The sequence below is a fragment of the Pseudomonas sp. FDAARGOS_380 genome (genome assembly GCF_002591235.1).
Taxonomy (GTDB): Bacteria; Pseudomonadota; Gammaproteobacteria; order Pseudomonadales; family Pseudomonadaceae; genus Aquipseudomonas; species Aquipseudomonas salmasensis.
This window is the reverse complement of record NZ_CP023969.1, coordinates 4,327,767-4,345,011: the sequence shown is the minus strand read 5'-3', so window position 1 is coordinate 4,345,011 and position 17,245 is coordinate 4,327,767. Positions and strand designations below refer to the sequence as shown.

The window sequence follows — 17,245 nt, the reverse complement described above, 5'->3', positions numbered from 1 at the left end:
ATGACTCAGACATTGCATACCACGCTGCTGATTATCGGCGGCGGCCCTGGCGGTTATGTGGCGGCGATTCGCGCAGGCCAGTTGGGCATCCCGACCATCCTGGTGGAAGGCCAGGCACTGGGCGGCACCTGCCTGAACATCGGCTGCATTCCCTCCAAGGCGCTGATTCATGTGGCCGAGCAGTTCCATCAAACCGTGCACCATAGCCAGGGCTCGCAGCTGGGCATTGAAGTGGATGTGCCGACCCTGGACATCCGCAAGAGCGTGGAATGGAAAGACGGCATCGTCGACCGCCTCACCACCGGCGTCGCCGCCCTGCTGAAAAAACACAAGGTGCAGGTGATCCATGGCTGGGCCAAGGTCATCGACGGCAAGACCGTCGAGGTGGGCGAGCAGCGCATCCAGTGCGAACACCTGCTGCTGGCCACCGGCTCGAAGAGCGTCAACCTGCCGATGCTGCCGATTGGCGGGCCGATCATCTCCTCCACCGAAGCCCTGGCACCGACACACGTGCCCAAGCGCCTGATCGTGGTGGGCGGTGGTTATATCGGCCTGGAGCTGGGTATCGCCTACCGCAAGCTCGGTGCCGAGGTCAGTGTGGTCGAGGCTCAGGCCCACATCCTGCCGGCCTACGACGCCGAACTGACCCTGCCGGTGGCTGAATCCCTGAAGAAACTCGGCGTGAAGCTGTACCTGGAACACAGCGTCACCGGTTTTACCGACGGCAAACTGCAAGTGCGTGCGCCCAGCGGCGACACCTTGGCACTGGACACCGACCAGGTGCTGGTAGCCGTAGGGCGCAAACCCAATACCCATGGCTGGAACCTCGAAGCGCTGAACTTGGATATGAACGGTGCGGCGATCAAGATCGACAGCCGCTGCCAGACCAGCATGCGCAACGTGTACGCCATCGGTGACCTCAGTGGCGAGCCGATGCTGGCGCACCGGGCCATGGCCCAGGGCGAAATGGTTGCCGAACTGATCAGCGGCAAAGCCCGCGAATTCAACCCGGCGGCAATACCCGCGGTGTGCTTTACCGACCCGGAACTGGTGGTGGTCGGCCAGACCCCGGACGAGGCCAAGGCTGCCGGCCTGGACTGCATCGTGTCGAGCTTCCCGTTCGCCGCCAATGGCCGGGCCATGACGCTGGAGTCCAAAGCCGGCTTCGTGCGGGTGGTGGCGCGGCGTGACAATCACCTGATTGTGGGCTGGCAAGCCGTGGGGGCTGGGGTATCCGAGCTGTCGACCGCGTCTGGCCTGAGCCTGGAAATGGGCGCGCGCCTGGAAGACGTGGCCGGCACCATCCATGCCCACCCGACCCTGGGTGAAGCGGTGCAGGAAGCGGCGTTGCGGGCGTTGGGCCACGCGTTGCACCTGTAAAAACACAACCCCTGTAGGAGCGAGCTTGCTCGCGAAAATCGCCAACGATAACGCGGGCCAGCAGATTAAACGCGGCGCCTTTGCGTTCTTCGCGAGCAAGCTCGCTCCTACAGGGGATGCGAACAGCCCTGTGAATGCAGTATTGTTCGCCCATCCAGAAAAAAAACCGACTTGACCAGAGATAGAGGGTGTCATGGGTAACGAAAGCATCAATTGGGACAAGCTGGGTTTTGACTACATCAAGACCGACAAGCGGTTTCTCCAGGTCTGGAAAAACGGCGAATGGCAAGCAGGCACCCTGACCGACGACAATGTGCTGCACATCAGCGAGGGCTCCACTGCCCTGCATTATGGCCAGCAATGCTTCGAGGGCCTGAAGGCCTACCGTTGCAAGGACGGTTCGATCAACCTGTTCCGCCCGGACCAGAACGCCGCCCGCATGCAGCGCAGCTGTGGCCGCCTGCTGATGCCACAAGTGCCGACCGACGCGTTCATCGACGCGTGCAAACAAGTGGTCAAGGCCAACGAGCGCTTCATCCCGCCGTACGGCAGTGGCGGCGCGCTGTACCTGCGCCCGTTCGTGATCGGCACCGGTGACAACATCGGCGTGCGTACCGCGCCGGAATTCATCTTCTCGGTGTTCTGCATCCCGGTCGGTGCCTACTTCAAGGGCGGCCTGGTGCCGCACAACTTCCAGATCTCCGGCTACGACCGCGCCGCGCCGCAAGGCACCGGTGCCGCCAAGGTCGGTGGCAACTACGCCGCCAGCCTGATGCCAGGTTCAGAAGCGAAGAAATCCGGCTTCGCCGACGCGATCTACCTGGACCCGATGACCCATTCGAAAATCGAAGAAGTCGGCTCGGCCAACTTCTTCGGGATCACCCACGACAACCAGTTCATCACGCCGAAGTCGCCTTCGGTACTGCCAGGCATCACCCGCCTGTCGCTGATCGAACTGGCCCAAACCCGCCTGGGCCTGGAAGTGGTAGAAGGCGAAGTGTTCATCGACAAGCTGGACCAATTCAAGGAAGCCGGCGCCTGCGGTACCGCTGCCGTGATCTCGCCTATCGGTGGCATCCAGTACAACGGCAAGCTGCACGTGTTCCACAGCGAGACCGAAGTGGGCCCGATCACCCAGAAGCTCTACAAAGAGCTGACCGGTGTACAGACCGGTGACGTGGAAGCGCCAGCGGGTTGGATCGTCAAGGTCTGATAGCCACAAAAGCCAGCTGCACCACAAAACCCTGTGGGAGCGGGCTTGCCTGCGATAGCGATCTGTCAGCCAGCATATTGGCTACAGACACACCGCTATCGCAGGCAAGCCAGCTCCCACACTGGTTTCTGCGCCTTCAAGAGCGTGGCGCAATATTCTCGGCAATCTTCTTGCCCATACTGATCCTCGGCTCCACCCCATACCCCAGCGCCTCATAAAACCCCACCACCACGTCATTGCCGCCGGTGATCTGCAGGTTGATCTTCATGCAACCCAGCGCCGTCAACGCCTGTTCGGCATAGCGCACCAGCGACGATCCCAGGCCATGGCGCCGATAGTCGGCATGTACCGCCACCGAATACAACCAGCCACGATGGCCGTCATAGCCGGCGAGGATGGTACCGATCACAGCTTTGTTGTCGGTGGCAACAAAGAACAACCCGTCATTGACCGCCAGTTTCTTATCAATCGCCAGGCTCGGCAGGTTATGGGCCGTGTCATAGCCAAACGCCTGCTGCCATAACTCAATCACCTGGGCACGATGCTCACGGTCGCGATACGGCCCGATGGGGTGGCGGGACAACAGCGCCTTTTCCATCACCAATGTGCGCTCGTTGCCGTGGTACACGTCGCGCACGTTGTGAAAACCCAACTTGGCGTAGAAGGCTTGCGCCGTCAGCGAGGACGGCACGCTCAAGACCGTCACGCCGGCTTCACGGGCGCGCAGTTCGATCTCGATCATCAATAACCGGCCGATGCCCTGCCCTTGCAGCGCTGGGTTGACGAACACCGAGCGCACCACATTGCCATCAAGCGCCGCCGTAGCGACGATCAGTTGAGCCTGAGTTGCCACTAACACCACACGGCGCTTGAGCAGTTCCAGCACGGCGTCGGGTGTAAAGTTACGTGCCACTCGAGCAATCACATCCGCCGGGTAGTCCTGTGCATTGCTACTGTGCAAGGCGGCCAGGATGACCTGGCTGATGCCCTCGGCATCTGAAGGTTGGGCAAGGCGAACAGCGGTAGACATGGTTCCTCCTGGCGGACACAACGATAACAATCACCACAATACCAATGTGGGAGCTGGCTTGCCTGCGATAGCGGTGTGTCAGCCAGATAAATGGGGCTGACACACCGCTATCGCAGGCAAGCCAGCTCCCACAGTTTGATTGCATTTCAACTTGGCAGCCGATTCGGCTGCGCCACTCCCGTTTTCAGCTTTCTTGGCTGAGCCACCCCGCTGTTTCAGCCGGGATCCTTTCCCCACAACGCACAAAATAGCGGCACAAGATCCCCAACGGACCCGTGCCCCCATGCAAACCACCAACACCGTCCTGATGATCCGCCCGGCGCGCTTTGCCTTCAACCCGGATACCGCGGTCAACAACCGTTTCCAACGCCCGCCGCTGGACCCGCTCAGTGCACAGCACAAAGCGCTGGAGGAGTTCGACGGTTATGTCGACACCCTGCGCCAGCACGGCGTGGAGGTACTGGTGGTGCAGGACACGCCGGCGCCCCACACGCCCGACTCGATCTTCCCTAACAACTGGTGGAGCAGCCATGCCGACGGCAGCCTGGTGCTCTACCCCATGGAGGGCCAGAACCGCCGACTGGAGCGCAACAAGGGCGTGCTGCAAGTCCTGGAGCAACGCTTTGCGATCAACACCACCATCGACCTCAGCCACTTGGAACAACAGAACATCTTCCTGGAAGGCACCGGCAGCATGGTGCTCGACCGCCAGCACCGCATCAGTTACGCCTGCCATTCGGGGCGCACCCACCACGCGGCGCTGCGCCAGTTTGCCGAGCGCCTCGACTACCAACTCTGCGTGTTCCACGCCCTGGACCGCCACCAGGCCCCCATCTACCACAGCAACGTGATGATGAGCGTTGGCCGCGACCTCGCGGTGGTGTGCCTGCAAGCCCTGCCCGACGACAGCGAGCGCCTGGCCTTGGAACGCTCCCTGCGTGACACCGGCAAGGACATCCTCAGCCTGGACTTCGACCAGCTGGAAGCCTTCGCCGGCAACATGCTGGAGGTCCACGACCGGGACGGCCAGCCGTTGCTGGTGATGTCCGCCAGTGCCTGGGGCGCCCTGCAACCGGCGCAGCGCCAGCACGTGGAGCGCCATACGCGGCCGGTGGTGGTGAATATCGACAACATCGAACGCATCGGCGGCGGCAGTGCCCGCTGCATGCTGGCCGAAGTGCATCTGCCGGCCCGTCCCTCATTTCAATAAGGAGTCTTGCCATGACCCGTTATATCGACGTCAACGACCTCAGCTACCTGGTTTCGCAAAAAGGCCTGCAAACTTGCATCACCGAGATGGCCGACTACATTCGCGCCGACTACCTGCGCTGGCAGGATTTCGAAAAATGCGCGCGCCTGGCCAACCATTCACCGGATGGCGTGATTGAGCTGATGCCGGTGTCCGACGCCTCGCTGTACGCCTTCAAGTACGTCAACGGCCACCCGAAAAACACCCTGGCCGGCATGCTCACCGTGATGGCGTTCGGTGCCTTGGGCGACGTCGACACCGGCAAACCGGTGCTGCTGGCGGAAATGACCCTCACCACTGCGATCCGCACCGCTGCCACCTCGGCCCTGGTCGCCCGCTACCTGGCCCGCGCCAACAGCCGCAGCATGGCGCTGATCGGCAACGGCTGCCAGAGCGAGTTCCAGGCCCTGGCCTTCCACGCCATGCTTGGCATTACTGAAATCCGCCTGTTCGACATCGACCCCCAGGCCACCGCCAAGCTCGCCGCCAACCTCAAGGCGTTCCCGGCCATCAAGGTGATCCTGGCCGCCAGCGTCGCCGAGGCGGTCAAAGGCGCGGACATTGTCACCACCGTCACCGCCGACAAAGCCTACGCCACCATCCTGACTGACGAGATGATCGAGCCGGGCATGCACCTCAACGCCGTGGGCGGCGACTGCCCGGGCAAGACCGAGCTGGACCGCCGCATCGTCGAGCGCGCCCGGGTGATCGTCGAGTACGAACCGCAAAGCCGCATCGAAGGCGAAATCCAGCACATGCCCGAAGATTCGCCGGTCACCGAGCTGTGGCAAGTGATCAATGGCCAACAGCCCGGCCGCGAGAATGACCGCCAAATCACCCTGTTCGACTCGGTGGGTTTTGCCATCGAAGACTACTCGGCCCTGCGCTACGTACTGGACGTGGCCAAGGCGCTGGATGTGGGCAGTGAGCTGGAACTGGTGCCAGACCTGGCCGACCCGAAAGACCTGTTTGCACGCCTGGCCCAGCAACCGGTTGTACAGCACAAAAAGCGCGCCTGAAACCGCTCTGGCCTGCCGCTTTGCGCCCAGGGCAGGCCAGATTTTGATGGGTTTAAAGCCGATTTTGCCGGTGCCGCAGCCGATTCCGCTGCATTGCTTGTTTTAACAGCGCAATTTGCGCTTTGCGCAGGGGGTAAACGACACAAAAAACGCACCATCATGAAGCATTCTCTGCTCCCAGTTATTCACTGCCCCTGACATCAATTACAAAATATAGGGACCGACACATGACTCCTCTGCGATCACTCTTCGCTGCGTTGCTGTTGCCACTGTGCGCCACCGCCGCCCACGCCCAGGACTGGAAGGAAATCCGTTTTGGCGTGTTCCCCGAATACCCACCCTTCGAATCCGTAGCCGCCGACGGCAGCCTGCAAGGCTTCGATATCGAATTGGGCAACGCTATCTGCGCCAAGCTCGAAGTGAAATGCACCTGGGTGCACAACGAATTCGACGGCATGATCCCGGCACTGCGTGCGCGCAAGTTCGACGCGATCATGTCCTCCATGGCCGTGACCCCGGCCCGTGAGAAAGTCATCGACTTCACCGACCGCCTGTTCCTCAGCCCCACCTCGGTGATCACCCGCAAAAACGCCACCTTCGGTGATACCCCCGAATCGCTGAACGGCAAGCAAGTTGGCGTGCTGCAAGGCTCATTGCAGGAAGCCTATGCCCGCGCGCACCTGGCCAAACTCGGGGCACAGATCAAGGCGTACCAGTCCCAGGAACAGAACTACGCCGACCTGCAAAACGGCCGCCTCGACGCCACCCTCACGGACAAGCTCGAAGCCCAGCTCAACTTCCTGTCCAAACCCGAAGGCGCCGACTTCAAGACCGGCCCGGCCTTCAAGGACCCGACCCTGCCCCTGGACATCGCCATGGGCATGCGCAAGAACGACCAGGCATTGCGTGAGCTGATCAACAAGGGCATCGCCGCCGTCCAGGCCGATGGCACCTACGCCCAGATCCAGAAGAAATACTTTGGCGATCAGGACATCTACAACGAGTAATACCCGCGCTAGCAAAACCCCCTGTAGGAGCGAGCTTGCTCGCGAAAATCGTCAACGATAACGCGTTAAACCAGCATGAACGCGCCGCCCTTGAGTTTTTCGCGAGCAAGCTCGCTCCTACATAAAAAGAGATCTCCTTTCCATGAACGACCTCCTCAACCTGCAAGGCTACGGCCCCATGCTGGCCCAGGGTGCCTGGATGACGCTCAAGCTGGCGTTCCTCGCCCTGGCCCTGAGCCTTACCCTGGGCCTGGTCGCCGCGGGCGCCAAACTCTCCAGCGCCAAATGGCTGCGCGTGCCGGCCACGCTCTACACCACGTTGATCCGCAGCGTGCCGGACCTGGTGCTGATCCTGCTGATCTTCTACAGCCTGCAACTGTGGCTCAACGACCTGACCGAAGCGTTCGGCTGGAACTACGTTGAAATCGACCCGTTTACCGCCGGGGTGATCACCCTGGGGTTTATCTACGGCGCATATTTCACCGAGAACTTCCGGGGCGCGATCCTCAGCGTGCCGGCGGGCCAACTGGAAGCCGCCACCGCCTACGGCCTGAGCCGCTGGCAGCGCTTTCAGCTGGTGCTGTTCCCGCAACTGATGCGCTTTGCCCTGCCGGGCCTGGGCAATAACTGGCTGGTGCTGCTCAAGTCCACGGCGCTGGTGTCGATCATCGGCCTGTCAGACCTGGTCAAGGCCGCGCAGAACGCCGGCAAGTCCACCAGCGAGCCGCTGTACTTCCTGATCCTCGCCGGCCTGGTGTACCTGGTGATTACCACACTCTCCAACCGCATCTTCAAGCGCCTGGAACGGCGCTATAACCTGGGCATCAAGGGGATGGCGCGATGATCGAACTATTCCAGCAATACGGCCTGGCCTACCTGTTCAGCGATGGCAGCGGCCTGTCCGGTGTCGCCATGACCTTGTGGCTGTTCATTATCTCGGTGGTGCTGGGCTTTGGCCTGTCGATCCCCCTGGCGCTGGCACGCGTGTCAGAGCACTTCTGGCTGCGCTGGCCGGTGGAGGTCTACACCTACCTGTTCCGTGGCACGCCGCTGTATATCCAACTGCTGATTTGCTACACCGGGCTGTACAGCCTGGAGGTGGTGCAGGACAACGCCCTGCTCAACCAGTTTTTCCGCAATGCACTGAACTGCACGCTGTTGGCGTTTGTGCTCAACACTTGCGCCTATACCGTGGAAATCTTCGCCGGGGCGATCCGCAACATCCCCCATGGCGAGATCGAAGCGGCACGCGCCTATGGCCTGCACGGCTGGCGGCTGAACCTGTTTGTGATCGTGCCCGCCGCCTTGCGTCGCGCCCTGCCGGCCTACAGCAATGAAATGATCCTGATGCTGCACGCCACGTCGCTGGCGTTCACTGCCACCGTCGCAGACATCCTCAAGGTCGCCCGCGATGCGAATGCCGAGACGTTCCTGACCTTCCAGGCCTTTGGCATCGCTGCCCTGCTCTACATGCTGCTGTCCTTTGCACTGGTGGGCCTGTTCAGGCTGGCCGAACGTCGCTGGATGCGTTTTCTTGTTCCTACCCGAGGCTAACCCATGAATCAGTCCGCGCAGGCCCTGGCCGCTTATCCGCTGGATGTACCCGTCGGCAAAACCGCCACGGCGGCCATCAAGCTGCAAGTCGAAGGTATCCATAAACGCTACGGCGAACACGAAGTGCTCAAGGGCGTGTCCCTCAATGCCCGCCAGGGCGATGTGATCAGCCTGATCGGCGCCAGCGGCTCGGGCAAAAGCACGATGCTGCGGTGCATCAACTTTCTGGAACAGCCTGACGCCGGGGTGATCACCCTGGACGGCATCAGCATCGAAATGCAACCAGGCCGCGCCGGCACCCGCACGCCGCATCAGGCGCAACTGCAAAACCTGCGCACGCGCCTGGCCATGGTGTTCCAGCACTTCAACCTGTGGAGCCACATGACCGTGCTGGAAAACATCACCATGGCCCCGCGCCGGGTGCTGAACGTGAGCGCTGCCGAAGCCGAGAAACGTGCGCGGCTGTACCTGGACAAGGTCGGCCTGCCCAGCCGCGTGGCGGACCAATACCCGGCGTTCCTGTCCGGCGGCCAGCAGCAGCGTGTGGCGATTGCACGGGCACTGGCGATGGAACCGGAGATTATCCTGTTTGATGAACCCACCTCGGCCCTGGACCCGGAGCTTGTAGGAGAAGTGCTAAAAGTCATACAGACGTTGGCCGAGGAAGGTCGTACCATGCTGATGGTCACCCACGAAATGGGCTTTGCCCGCCAGGTGTCCAGCCAAGTGCTGTTCCTGCACCAGGGCCGAGTCGAGGAACACGGCGGCGCCGAGATCCTCGACCATCCCACCAGCGAACGCTTGCAGCAATTTCTTTCCAACCGTTTGAAGTGAACTCATGGATACCAAGGCCAACGGACCCCATTCTTCCCCTACGCTGGATCGCATCGACGAAGCGATCATCGACGTACTCAGGCATCAGGGGCGTATCACCTACGAAAAGCTTTCGTCGCTGGTGCACCTCACCCCCAGGCCCTGTCTGGAACGGGTGCGCAAGCTGGAGCGACGCGGGGTGATCCGTGGGTATGGGGCGATCATCGATGTGCAGATGGTCTCACCGGGGCTGTCGCTGCTGGTGCTGGTGGCCTTGTCCAACCAAAGCGGGCGCTCGGCGCAAAAGGCTTTCGAAGCCTGCGTGAAAGCCTGCCCGCAGGTGTTCGAATGCCAGTTGATCAGCGGGCCGTTCGATTACAGCCTGCGCATGCGCTGCCGCGACATGGAGCATTACCGGGTGCTGACCGAGACCTGGTTGAACAATGATGAGTTGCACATTGATAAGTTGGTGGCGCATCCGGAACTCGCGGTAGTCAAAAACACCGCTACTGACTTGGCCTGAGCCACTCCTTTCCCGTAGTAATCAAAAGTTGCTTTGGGGCATCGCCATGGCATGCAGCGCTCCTAAAACTACGCAACAAAAGTCCTGTTATCGATCTACGACCATTGTGTCAGTTGGCGCTGGACAAGCCGCACCGCAGGTAGTAGCGTACGGCCATTACTCGAATAAAGTATAGCTCCCGGGATATGAGGTTCTACTTTGACGGCCCTTGAGATTGTGAAAAGTGATTGTCGTTCTTGCGCCCGCTCCACTCGGCATGAAATTTCCGCAGAAGTGACAAACAGAGTTGAAGAGTGGTGGGCTAACGAGTTAGATAGCTGGCGCATTATTCGCTGCCAAGGATGTCATACCTACTCCTTTCAAATGAAACATGAAGACTTTGATGAAATAGAAGAAGATGAAAACGGCCTCCATCACGCGGTATCTTTCGATGTTTATCCCAGCGTGGTAAAAAATCACCATGGATTAACGCACACACACCTTCTCCCGCCGCTAATCAGCACAATATACCTACAAAGCGTGAAAGCACTGAGCCAATATAACAACGTATTGGGCAGCATTGGATTAAGGGCCTGCATTGAAGCAGTTTGTAATCACCTTGATATCTCAGGCACAAATCTACAACGAAGAATTGACCAGCTTTTCAAAGCCGGCCATGTTTCCAATGGCGATAAAAAACGATTACACGCCATCCGCTTTTTAGGAAATGATGCTGCGCATGAAATAAAACAACCAAAACCATTAGATATTCGAATCGCACTGGAGATCGTTGAACATCTTTTGAACACTGTTTTCATTTTAGAAAGTCGTGCAGCCGGACTAGAGACCGTAGCAGAAAATTACGCAGACTTCATAAGATTGCTGGAGAGTTGCGCATCACAACATAAATCAGGCACGTCAATCAACCTTCTAGGACTCTTAGGGAAACGCCGCCGACTCATAGCGGCAAGCTTAGATACATTTGAGACTCAACTCATATTGGATATAGAGGAAGGCAAGATTACGTTCTTAAAAGCACCTCCCTCCCAGACTGGGGAAGAGCGCGAACTTCAGCTATATGAAGTCGAATTGGATTATTTCGTGCAAGACGACGACATCCCTTTCTAATTAAAAAACAATCATCTAAAAACAAAAAAATTAACGCTTGACGATCACCCGACTACCAAAACAAACAACACAGTTATCACTGATAAAAGCACACTACAAAACACGGACCGAACACGCTACATTTCCATATAAATCACGGAGGATCTCATTCCATGTCTGATAGCACTAGCACCATTCGCGTTTCAAACCATAACAACTGGCCTGCCGTAGAATTATTCCCTTGTGAGCGCGATTTAATACAGAAGATGGCAACACATAATATTCAGCAAATATTTGTTACAGCCAAACTCAAACCAGATGACAAAGACGAACCTTTTAATGCCGCAGTAGGCCATATATTAGACTGCTTAGACTGTCTGCCTCAACGTCCAGATGCGGCGTTCGATAGCCTTTACAAAGTCATCGATCAAAACTTAAACATTTTTGAAAAACCAAGCCGCTCACGCATGCAAGCTATGGCAGACCATTTTTTCAGCGTTCATCCTACTGAGTGGACTGTCATTACAGAGCTTCTATCAGAGCATATACCGCAACAAACTGCTGACTATGCGGCATCTCGCATATTGGACTGTCAAATAGAGAGCAATCCTCCACACAGCGAGCACATGAAGAAGCGCGCAGAGCGCAGTTTAGGAAAACAGCGATATAAAGATTTTTGCAAAAAGTTCCTAATTACAGCCCCCGACACCCCGGAATTATTCTTAAGCCTAAACTATGAGGACAGGAGAAACGCAGGCCGGCTAATGTGTCTTTTCTTTCGACAATCTGCACCATTAAAGAAAATCCCGAAAAACCCCGACGACGCATCTTCAACCTTAAATTTGTCAAATCCAGCCAACCTACTTTTACCAAAAGAAAAACTGACATCATTACTGGAAATATTGCTCTCCACATACAGACACGAACGTTTTCACGGGGAAGCATTTTCGCCATTTAGAAGTAGCAAGGCGTCGATAAAAACCTATGCCCACGCATATTACGCACTTATAGTAGCCTACATCATTGTATTAGGTGTACTGGAGTCGCAAAACAAAGGTGGAACTTCCATGGCATCAATAGTAGATGTAACCCGTAAATCCATGAAAAGCATATCGTCTTTTTTTGAAGATGCCTTAAACAAATAAATCTGTCCCCGTTAGCAATTCCCTCGCCTTTTGGTGCCCCTCCCCCCTAAGCCCTGCCTGGGGTGGGGAGGTGGCCTTGTCCAACCAAAGCGGGCGCTCGGCGCAAAAGGCTTTCGAAGCCTGCGTGAAAGCCTGCCCGCAGGTGTTCGAATGCCAGTTGATCAGCGGGCCGTTCGATTACAGCCTGCGCATGCGTTGCCGGGACATGGAGCATTATCGGGTGCTGACCGAGACCTGGTTGAACAATGATGAGTTGCACATTGATAAATTGGTGGCGCATCCGGAGTTGGCGGTGGTCAAGAACACTGCGACCGAACTGGCCTGATCCAGTTGGTTTGTGTGGGAGCTGGCTTGCCTGCGATGGCGGCCTCCCAGCCGACACTTCTCTACCTGACACCCCGCAATCAAACTGTGGGAGCGGGCTTGCTCGCGAAGGCGGCCTGGCGGTCAACACAGTTGGACCGGGTACATATCCGTTATTTAGGTAACGGCCACTTAGGGTTCCGCCCTGACGGCGTCTTACTTTTGAAAAGCGCAAAAGTAAGCAAAACGCTCTTGCCCCACCACTCGGCACCTCGCCTAGGCTCGGTGTGCCCGTAATCCGCCAGTGATTTGGGGGGCCGCCGCCACGCGCCATCCATGGCGCGGGGCGGCTAAACCGGCATCCCTGCCGGTTTACCCCCCAAATCACTGTCGAATTCCGGCCAGCGTGGTTTGACGGGGCGCTTAAGATCAAAAGCAGATCAAGATCAAGAGCGGCTCGCTTCGCATCGTGGTTACCGTCTGCTGCTACAGCCCACCAAGTTGTGTAGATACCCATGCTGCGATAGCGGTGCATCAGTCACCCCACATCTGGCTGCTGGACCGCCATCGCAGGCAAGCCAGCTTCCACATTGACCGGGTTTGCAATTCTTTTGCCTGGCTTGGCCCCCACCAGCTTCGCCTGCCCATCCTTCTGCTTGCCCGTACGCGCTTCGCTGATCAGCCCCGGGATCAACTTGCCCTCCGGCAAGTTCTTCCAGAAGCGGCTGGGCAAATGCCCTTCCATCACTTTGGGATTCAGCCGCGCCGGGTTGAAGATGTGGCTGTAGTAGGTCAGCCACATGGCGCTGTGGGGGTCTTCGACATTCTGTGCCAGTTGCTGCCAGGCCTCGGGGCACTGGCGCTGGTGAATCAGTTGTTCGCCGTCGTAATACACCCCGTCAAGGGGCGTGGCGATCATCCAGCGATGGCGGCCCATGCGCCCGATGAAATGCTCGCTGGCGCTCTTGAGAATGTCATGGGCCGGCTCATGCCAGGCCACATACTCCGGCAGTTCCGGGCCAGCCTCGGCCGGCAGTGCGATGAAGCGCACAAACGCGTGCAAGTGGTGGGCTTCGCGGCTGACCTGCTTGATGCGCCGCTGCAATTCGCTGCCAAGCTTGTCCCCCGCGAGCATGGCCGTGCGATCACCATGGCTGACCCGCCACAGCACTTCATACAACAGGCTCCAGCGTTGATCACCGTGATAACAGGCGGCGGACTCCAGTAATTGCAACAGCGCCTTGGGTATGCGCGCCTGAAACGGCCCCAACTCCGGCGGGATCGGTTCATCGGTGGCGAACAGGTCCGCCGCCTGCACCTCGCCCCAGCTCACCTGGCTAGGGTCGACCTGATGGCTGAGCAGCCAGCGCGCCTGTTCGCGCCAGGTGCTGAACAGGTTGTCGCATTCCAGGCTGATCATCCCCATAGCCCCATCTGTTGCGGCTGCGGTCGATCACGCAGTTGTTCACGCAGCAACACACTGGTGCTGTCGGCCTGTTGCGGGTGGTAGTCGCTGGTGATGAAAAACGGCTTGGCCTTGGCCAACACGCAGCGCATGCGCGCCAGGTCTTCGAAGCGGATCTTGCGTTCACGGCGCAGGTCGACCAGGCGCTGGGTGGTGCGCAAGCCGATGCCGGGGATACGTGCGATCAGGGTGGGCTCGGCGCGGTTCAGGTCCAGGGGGAACACCTCGCGATGCTCCAGGGCCCAGGCCAGTTTGGGGTCGATATCCAGTGCCAGGTCGCCGGGGCCGGCGAACAGCTCATTGGCGCGGAAACCGTAACTGCGCAGCAGGAAGTCGGCCTGGTACAAGCGGTGCTCGCGCATCAGCGGCGGCGCGGCTAAAGGCACGCTTTTCGGGCTGTTGGGGATGGGGCTGAACGCCGAGTAATACACGCGGCGCAACTTGAAATTGCCGTACAACGCCTCGGCACCGTGCAAGATGGTGCTGTCGTCGGTGTCGTCGGCGCCGACAATCATCTGCGTGCTTTGCCCGGCCGGGGCGAAACGTGGCGCGCGGGGTTCGTTGAGCACCGTCTGTTCGCCGGTGTAAATGGTCTGCATGGCCTGCTTGATCGAGCCAATCTGCTTCTCGGGCGCCAGGGTTTGCAGGCTGGCGTCGGTGGGCAGTTCGATGTTCACGCTGAGGCGATCGGCATAACGGCCAGCCTCGGCGATCAAGGCCGGGTCGGCATCGGGGATGGTCTTGAGGTGGATATAGCCGCGAAAGTCATGCTCTTCGCGCAGCAGTTTGGCGACTCGCACCAGTTGTTCCATGGTGTAGTCCGACGAACGGATGATGCCGGAACTGAGGAACAGCCCGCTGACGCAATTGCGCTTGTAGAAATCCAGGGTCAGGGTGACCACCTCCTCCGGGCTGAAGCGCGCACGGGGCACGTCGCTGGAGCGGCGGTTGACGCAGTATTGGCAGTCGTAGAGGCAGAAGTTGGTGAGCAACACCTTGAGCAACGACACGCAACGGCCATCGGGCGTGTAACTGTGGCAAATGCCCATGCCATTGGTGGAACCCAGCCCCGCCTTGCCCTCGGAACTGCGCTTGGGCGCGCCACTGCTGGCGCAGGACGCGTCGTACTTGGCGGCGTCGGCGAGGATGCTGAGTTTTTCGATCAACTGCATGGAGGGCTACCGATACTGGTTTTTTGTACAGTACCAATAGCCACACCTTGTCACAAGTGCCGTCTGTAGGAGCGAGCTTGCTCGCGAAGGACGCGAGAGCGCCGCGTTCATTCAGAAGAGGCGCGTTAGCGTTGACGTGCTTCGCGAGCAAGCTCGCTCCTACGGGGATCGGTCAGCTGGCGGTTGCCAGGAGCAGATCCTGCACCGAACGCGCTTTGCCACGGTGATGGTCCAGCGCATACAACGACGCCGCAATCTCATCCGCGCGAATCGGCAGCACCGACAGCAAGGTATCGCTCAAGCCATGACTGGCCTGGCTGAAGCCCTGGATGTAGATGCCCGCCTTGCAGCGCTCGTCGGTGACGATGCGGTAGTCGCGGGCCACTTCGAAGTCGCCCATGTAGGCCTCCAGCGGCGCCAGCAGTTCACGGTGCATCTGGCGCTCGTAGCCGGTGGCGAGGATCACCGCATCGTAATGGTTGACGCTGGTTTCGCCAGTGGCGGTATTGCGCAGGGCCAGTTCGATGCCCAGCGGGCCCGGGGTGGCTTTCTCTACCACGGTGAGGGTACGGAACGCCTGGCGGGCGATGCCGGAGACTTTCTGGCGGTAGAAAATCCCGTAGATGCGCTCGATCAGGTCCAGGTCCACCACCGAGTAGTTGGTGTTCTGGTACTCGGCGACCAAACGCTCACGCTCGGCACCGACTTGCTGGAATACCAGGTCCGTAAAGGCCGGCGAGAACACTTCGTTGACGAACGGGCTGTCGTCGGCAGGCTTGAGCGCCGAGCCGCGCAGGATCATGTCGACCTGCACCGACGGGAAGCTGTCATTGAGGTCGATAAAGGCTTCGGCCGCGCTCTGGCCACCGCCGATCACGGCGATGCGCATCGGCTTGCCGTCTACGCACGGCTGGTTGGCCATGCGCTCCAGGTACTGGGAATGGTGGAACACCCGGCTGTCGCCCTTGAGCGCCTTGAACGCATCGGGGACGCGCGGCGTGCCACCGGCGCTGACCACCACCGAACGGGTGGTGCGCACATGCTGCTCGCCCTGGGCATCGCGGGAGATCACGCGCAAGGCCTCGACCTGCTGCTGATGCAGGATCGGCTCGATGGCCAGCACTTCTTCACCGTAGTTGGCCTGGGCCTGGAACTGCCCCGCCACCCAGCGCAGGTAGTCGTTGTACTCCATGCGGCAGGGGTAGAAGGTGCCCAGGTTGATGAAGTCCACCAGGCGGTCGTGGGCCTTGAGGTAGTTGACGAAGGAGTACGGGCTGGTGGGGTTGCGCAGGGTCACCAGGTCCTTGAGGAAGGAAATCTGCAGTTCGCTCTGGGTGACCAGGGTATTGCCGTGCCAGCGGTAGTCGGCTTGTTTGTCGAGAAACAGCACGTCCAGCTTGCCCTGGGCCTTTTCACGCTCCTGCAGGGCGATGGCCAGCGCCAGGTTCGAAGGGCCGAAACCGATCCCGATCAGGTCATGAACCGCGGGCGAAGCAATTGCCTGTGTCATTCCAGTGTCCTCTGGATAAGCCCCATGGCGGTGGGGCGGGAATACCTTCATGGCCTGAACAACAGGCCGTGTGTTGATAGGAAACGAGGACAGTGAAATAAAATTTAACTAACAGCCGATCAGTGCGCTTCCCACTCACGCATACGCACCCGGCAGTGCTTCATCGCGTTGACGATGTGTTTTTCCACCAGGCTGCGGGAAATGCTCAGGCGTTCAGCGATTTGCAGGTGGGACAGGCCTTCGAGTTTGCGCAACAGGAAACTGTCGCGACAGGCCGCCGGCAACTCGGCCAGGGCGCGTTCCAGCATCTCCAGGCGCTGGCCCTGGTCGTGGCTGGCCTGGGGCGAACAGGCGGCGAAGCGTTCTTCGCTGTCCAGCACCTCCAGGGGCTCGGCCTGGCGCAAGGCGTTGCGCCGATGGCCGTCGATCACCAGGTTCAAGGCGGTGCGGTACAGGAAGGCGCGGGGTTGTTCGATCGGGGTGTCGCTTACGCGCTCCAGCACCCGCACATAAGCGTCATGCACCACATCTTCGGCCACCTGACGGTTGCCCAGCTTGGCGTTGAGGAAACACACCAGCTCGCGATAGTAGTTTTCCACCATGACTCCTGACCCCACGGCCTTAATACCAACGACGCCCACCCTGTAGGAGCGAGCTTGCTCGCGAAAAACCCGAGAGCACATCCCCTTACCTGAATGCACCCGCAACCAATGGCGGTGTTGCCATCACCGGTGATGGCAGTTTGAGCGTGTGCAATTTATAGTAATTCTCATCTA

General features: G+C 59.2%; 17 protein-coding genes and 1 pseudogene. 13 read left to right on the top strand and 5 right to left on the bottom strand.

Features of this window, described 5'->3' with window-relative positions:
* The 3 genes from lpdA to CRN80_RS20525 are packed head-to-tail and all read left to right on the top strand — an operon-like array spanning window position 1 to window position 2,593.
* Window positions 1-1,380 carry a dihydrolipoyl dehydrogenase gene (lpdA, locus tag CRN80_RS20530; RefSeq protein ID WP_098950923.1) on the top strand — a complete coding sequence of 460 codons (1,380 nt, stop codon included), beginning with the start codon at window positions 1-3 and terminating at the stop codon, window positions 1,378-1,380.
* Window positions 1,381-1,405: 25 nt separating this feature from the next.
* Complete coding sequence (locus tag CRN80_RS32170) at window positions 1,406-1,555, top strand: hypothetical protein (protein WP_178110524.1); 150 nt, start codon at window positions 1,406-1,408, stop codon at window positions 1,553-1,555.
* Between the two features lie 18 nt (window positions 1,556-1,573).
* Window positions 1,574-2,593: a branched-chain amino acid aminotransferase gene (locus CRN80_RS20525; RefSeq protein WP_003192309.1), complete on the top strand. Its 1,020-nt coding sequence runs from the start codon at window positions 1,574-1,576 to the stop codon at window positions 2,591-2,593.
* Between the two features lie 136 nt (window positions 2,594-2,729).
* On the opposite strand, the gene CRN80_RS20520 is transcribed toward CRN80_RS20525, so the two are convergent.
* Window positions 2,730-3,623 carry a GNAT family acetyltransferase gene (locus tag CRN80_RS20520; protein WP_098950922.1) on the bottom strand — a complete coding sequence of 298 codons (894 nt, stop codon included), beginning with the start codon at window positions 3,621-3,623 and terminating at the stop codon, window positions 2,730-2,732.
* A gap of 283 nt (window positions 3,624-3,906) precedes the next feature.
* On the opposite strand from CRN80_RS20520, the gene ctlX reads away from it, so the two are divergent.
* The 10 genes and pseudogenes from ctlX to CRN80_RS20475 form a co-directional block, all read left to right on the top strand.
* A complete protein-coding gene (gene ctlX / locus CRN80_RS20515) occupies window positions 3,907-4,833 on the top strand; it encodes a citrulline utilization hydrolase CtlX (RefSeq protein ID WP_098950921.1) in 927 nt (308 codons plus the stop codon).
* A gap of 11 nt (window positions 4,834-4,844) precedes the next feature.
* Window positions 4,845-5,891, top strand: a complete 1,047-nt coding sequence (locus CRN80_RS20510; RefSeq protein WP_098950920.1) for an ornithine cyclodeaminase — start codon at window positions 4,845-4,847, stop codon at window positions 5,889-5,891.
* A 227-nt stretch (window positions 5,892-6,118) separates the two neighbouring features.
* Window positions 6,119-6,898 carry an ABC transporter substrate-binding protein gene (locus CRN80_RS20505; protein WP_098950919.1) on the top strand — a complete coding sequence of 260 codons (780 nt, stop codon included), beginning with the start codon at window positions 6,119-6,121 and terminating at the stop codon, window positions 6,896-6,898.
* 142 nt (window positions 6,899-7,040) lie between these two features.
* On the top strand, window positions 7,041-7,742 hold the full coding sequence (locus tag CRN80_RS20500) for an ABC transporter permease (protein ID WP_098950918.1): 702 nt from the start codon (window positions 7,041-7,043) through the stop codon (window positions 7,740-7,742).
* Window positions 7,739-8,452 carry an ABC transporter permease gene (locus CRN80_RS20495; protein ID WP_014719024.1) on the top strand — a complete coding sequence of 238 codons (714 nt, stop codon included), beginning with the start codon at window positions 7,739-7,741 and terminating at the stop codon, window positions 8,450-8,452. The genes CRN80_RS20500 and CRN80_RS20495 overlap by 4 nt, the downstream gene beginning before the upstream one ends.
* Before the next feature lie 3 nt (window positions 8,453-8,455).
* Window positions 8,456-9,286, top strand: coding sequence for an ABC transporter ATP-binding protein (locus CRN80_RS20490; protein WP_256588520.1), 831 nt, complete (start codon window positions 8,456-8,458; stop codon window positions 9,284-9,286).
* A gap of 4 nt (window positions 9,287-9,290) precedes the next feature.
* On the top strand, window positions 9,291-9,788 hold the full coding sequence (locus CRN80_RS20485; RefSeq protein WP_078467204.1) for an Lrp/AsnC family transcriptional regulator: 498 nt from the start codon (window positions 9,291-9,293) through the stop codon (window positions 9,786-9,788).
* Between the two features lie 198 nt (window positions 9,789-9,986).
* Window positions 9,987-10,895, top strand: coding sequence for a DUF4145 domain-containing protein (locus CRN80_RS20480; protein ID WP_138183555.1), 909 nt, complete (start codon window positions 9,987-9,989; stop codon window positions 10,893-10,895).
* 152 nt (window positions 10,896-11,047) lie between these two features.
* Window positions 11,048-12,019, top strand: a complete 972-nt coding sequence (locus tag CRN80_RS30895; protein ID WP_138183554.1) for a hypothetical protein — start codon at window positions 11,048-11,050, stop codon at window positions 12,017-12,019.
* Between the two features lie 70 nt (window positions 12,020-12,089).
* A pseudogene (locus CRN80_RS20475) lies at window positions 12,090-12,344 on the top strand (Lrp/AsnC ligand binding domain-containing protein); the annotation flags it as partial.
* 516 nt (window positions 12,345-12,860) lie between these two features.
* Here the strand turns inward: CRN80_RS20475 and CRN80_RS20470 are convergent.
* The 4 genes from CRN80_RS20470 to CRN80_RS20455 form a co-directional block, all read right to left on the bottom strand.
* A complete protein-coding gene (locus CRN80_RS20470) occupies window positions 12,861-13,742 on the bottom strand; it encodes a TIGR03915 family putative DNA repair protein (protein WP_098950917.1) in 882 nt (293 codons plus the stop codon).
* Entirely contained in the window at window positions 13,739-14,959 is a 1,221-nt protein-coding gene (locus tag CRN80_RS20465; protein ID WP_003192321.1) for a putative DNA modification/repair radical SAM protein, read from the bottom strand. The genes CRN80_RS20470 and CRN80_RS20465 overlap by 4 nt, the downstream gene beginning before the upstream one ends.
* Before the next feature lie 172 nt (window positions 14,960-15,131).
* Entirely contained in the window at window positions 15,132-16,469 is a 1,338-nt protein-coding gene (locus tag CRN80_RS20460; protein WP_098950916.1) for a lysine N(6)-hydroxylase/L-ornithine N(5)-oxygenase family protein, read from the bottom strand.
* Between the two features lie 119 nt (window positions 16,470-16,588).
* Window positions 16,589-17,071: a sigma-70 family RNA polymerase sigma factor gene (locus tag CRN80_RS20455; protein WP_032896446.1), complete on the bottom strand. Its 483-nt coding sequence runs from the start codon at window positions 17,069-17,071 to the stop codon at window positions 16,589-16,591.
* Between the last annotated feature and the right edge of the window lie 174 nt (window positions 17,072-17,245).

Bases quoted from the DNA above. Each gene is read 5' to 3' on its own strand.
- lpdA (WP_098950923.1), top strand. From the start codon at position 1: ATGACTCAGACATTGCATACCACGCTGCTGATTATCGGCGGCGGCCCT.
- CRN80_RS20525 (WP_003192309.1), top strand. From the start codon at position 1,574: ATGGGTAACGAAAGCATCAATTGGGACAAGCTGGGTTTTGACTACATC.
- CRN80_RS20520 (WP_098950922.1), bottom strand. From the start codon at position 3,623: ATGTCTACCGCTGTTCGCCTTGCCCAACCTTCAGATGCCGAGGGCATC.
- ctlX (WP_098950921.1), top strand. From the start codon at position 3,907: ATGCAAACCACCAACACCGTCCTGATGATCCGCCCGGCGCGCTTTGCC.
- CRN80_RS20510 (WP_098950920.1), top strand. From the start codon at position 4,845: ATGACCCGTTATATCGACGTCAACGACCTCAGCTACCTGGTTTCGCAA.
- CRN80_RS20505 (WP_098950919.1), top strand. From the start codon at position 6,119: ATGACTCCTCTGCGATCACTCTTCGCTGCGTTGCTGTTGCCACTGTGC.
- CRN80_RS20500 (WP_098950918.1), top strand. From the start codon at position 7,041: ATGAACGACCTCCTCAACCTGCAAGGCTACGGCCCCATGCTGGCCCAG.
- CRN80_RS20495 (WP_014719024.1), top strand. From the start codon at position 7,739: ATGATCGAACTATTCCAGCAATACGGCCTGGCCTACCTGTTCAGCGAT.
- CRN80_RS20490 (WP_256588520.1), top strand. From the start codon at position 8,456: ATGAATCAGTCCGCGCAGGCCCTGGCCGCTTATCCGCTGGATGTACCC.
- CRN80_RS20485 (WP_078467204.1), top strand. From the start codon at position 9,291: ATGGATACCAAGGCCAACGGACCCCATTCTTCCCCTACGCTGGATCGC.
- CRN80_RS30895 (WP_138183554.1), top strand. From the start codon at position 11,048: ATGTCTGATAGCACTAGCACCATTCGCGTTTCAAACCATAACAACTGG.
- CRN80_RS20470 (WP_098950917.1), bottom strand. From the start codon at position 13,742: ATGATCAGCCTGGAATGCGACAACCTGTTCAGCACCTGGCGCGAACAG.
- CRN80_RS20465 (WP_003192321.1), bottom strand. From the start codon at position 14,959: ATGCAGTTGATCGAAAAACTCAGCATCCTCGCCGACGCCGCCAAGTAC.
- CRN80_RS20460 (WP_098950916.1), bottom strand. From the start codon at position 16,469: ATGACACAGGCAATTGCTTCGCCCGCGGTTCATGACCTGATCGGGATC.
- CRN80_RS20455 (WP_032896446.1), bottom strand. From the start codon at position 17,071: ATGGTGGAAAACTACTATCGCGAGCTGGTGTGTTTCCTCAACGCCAAG.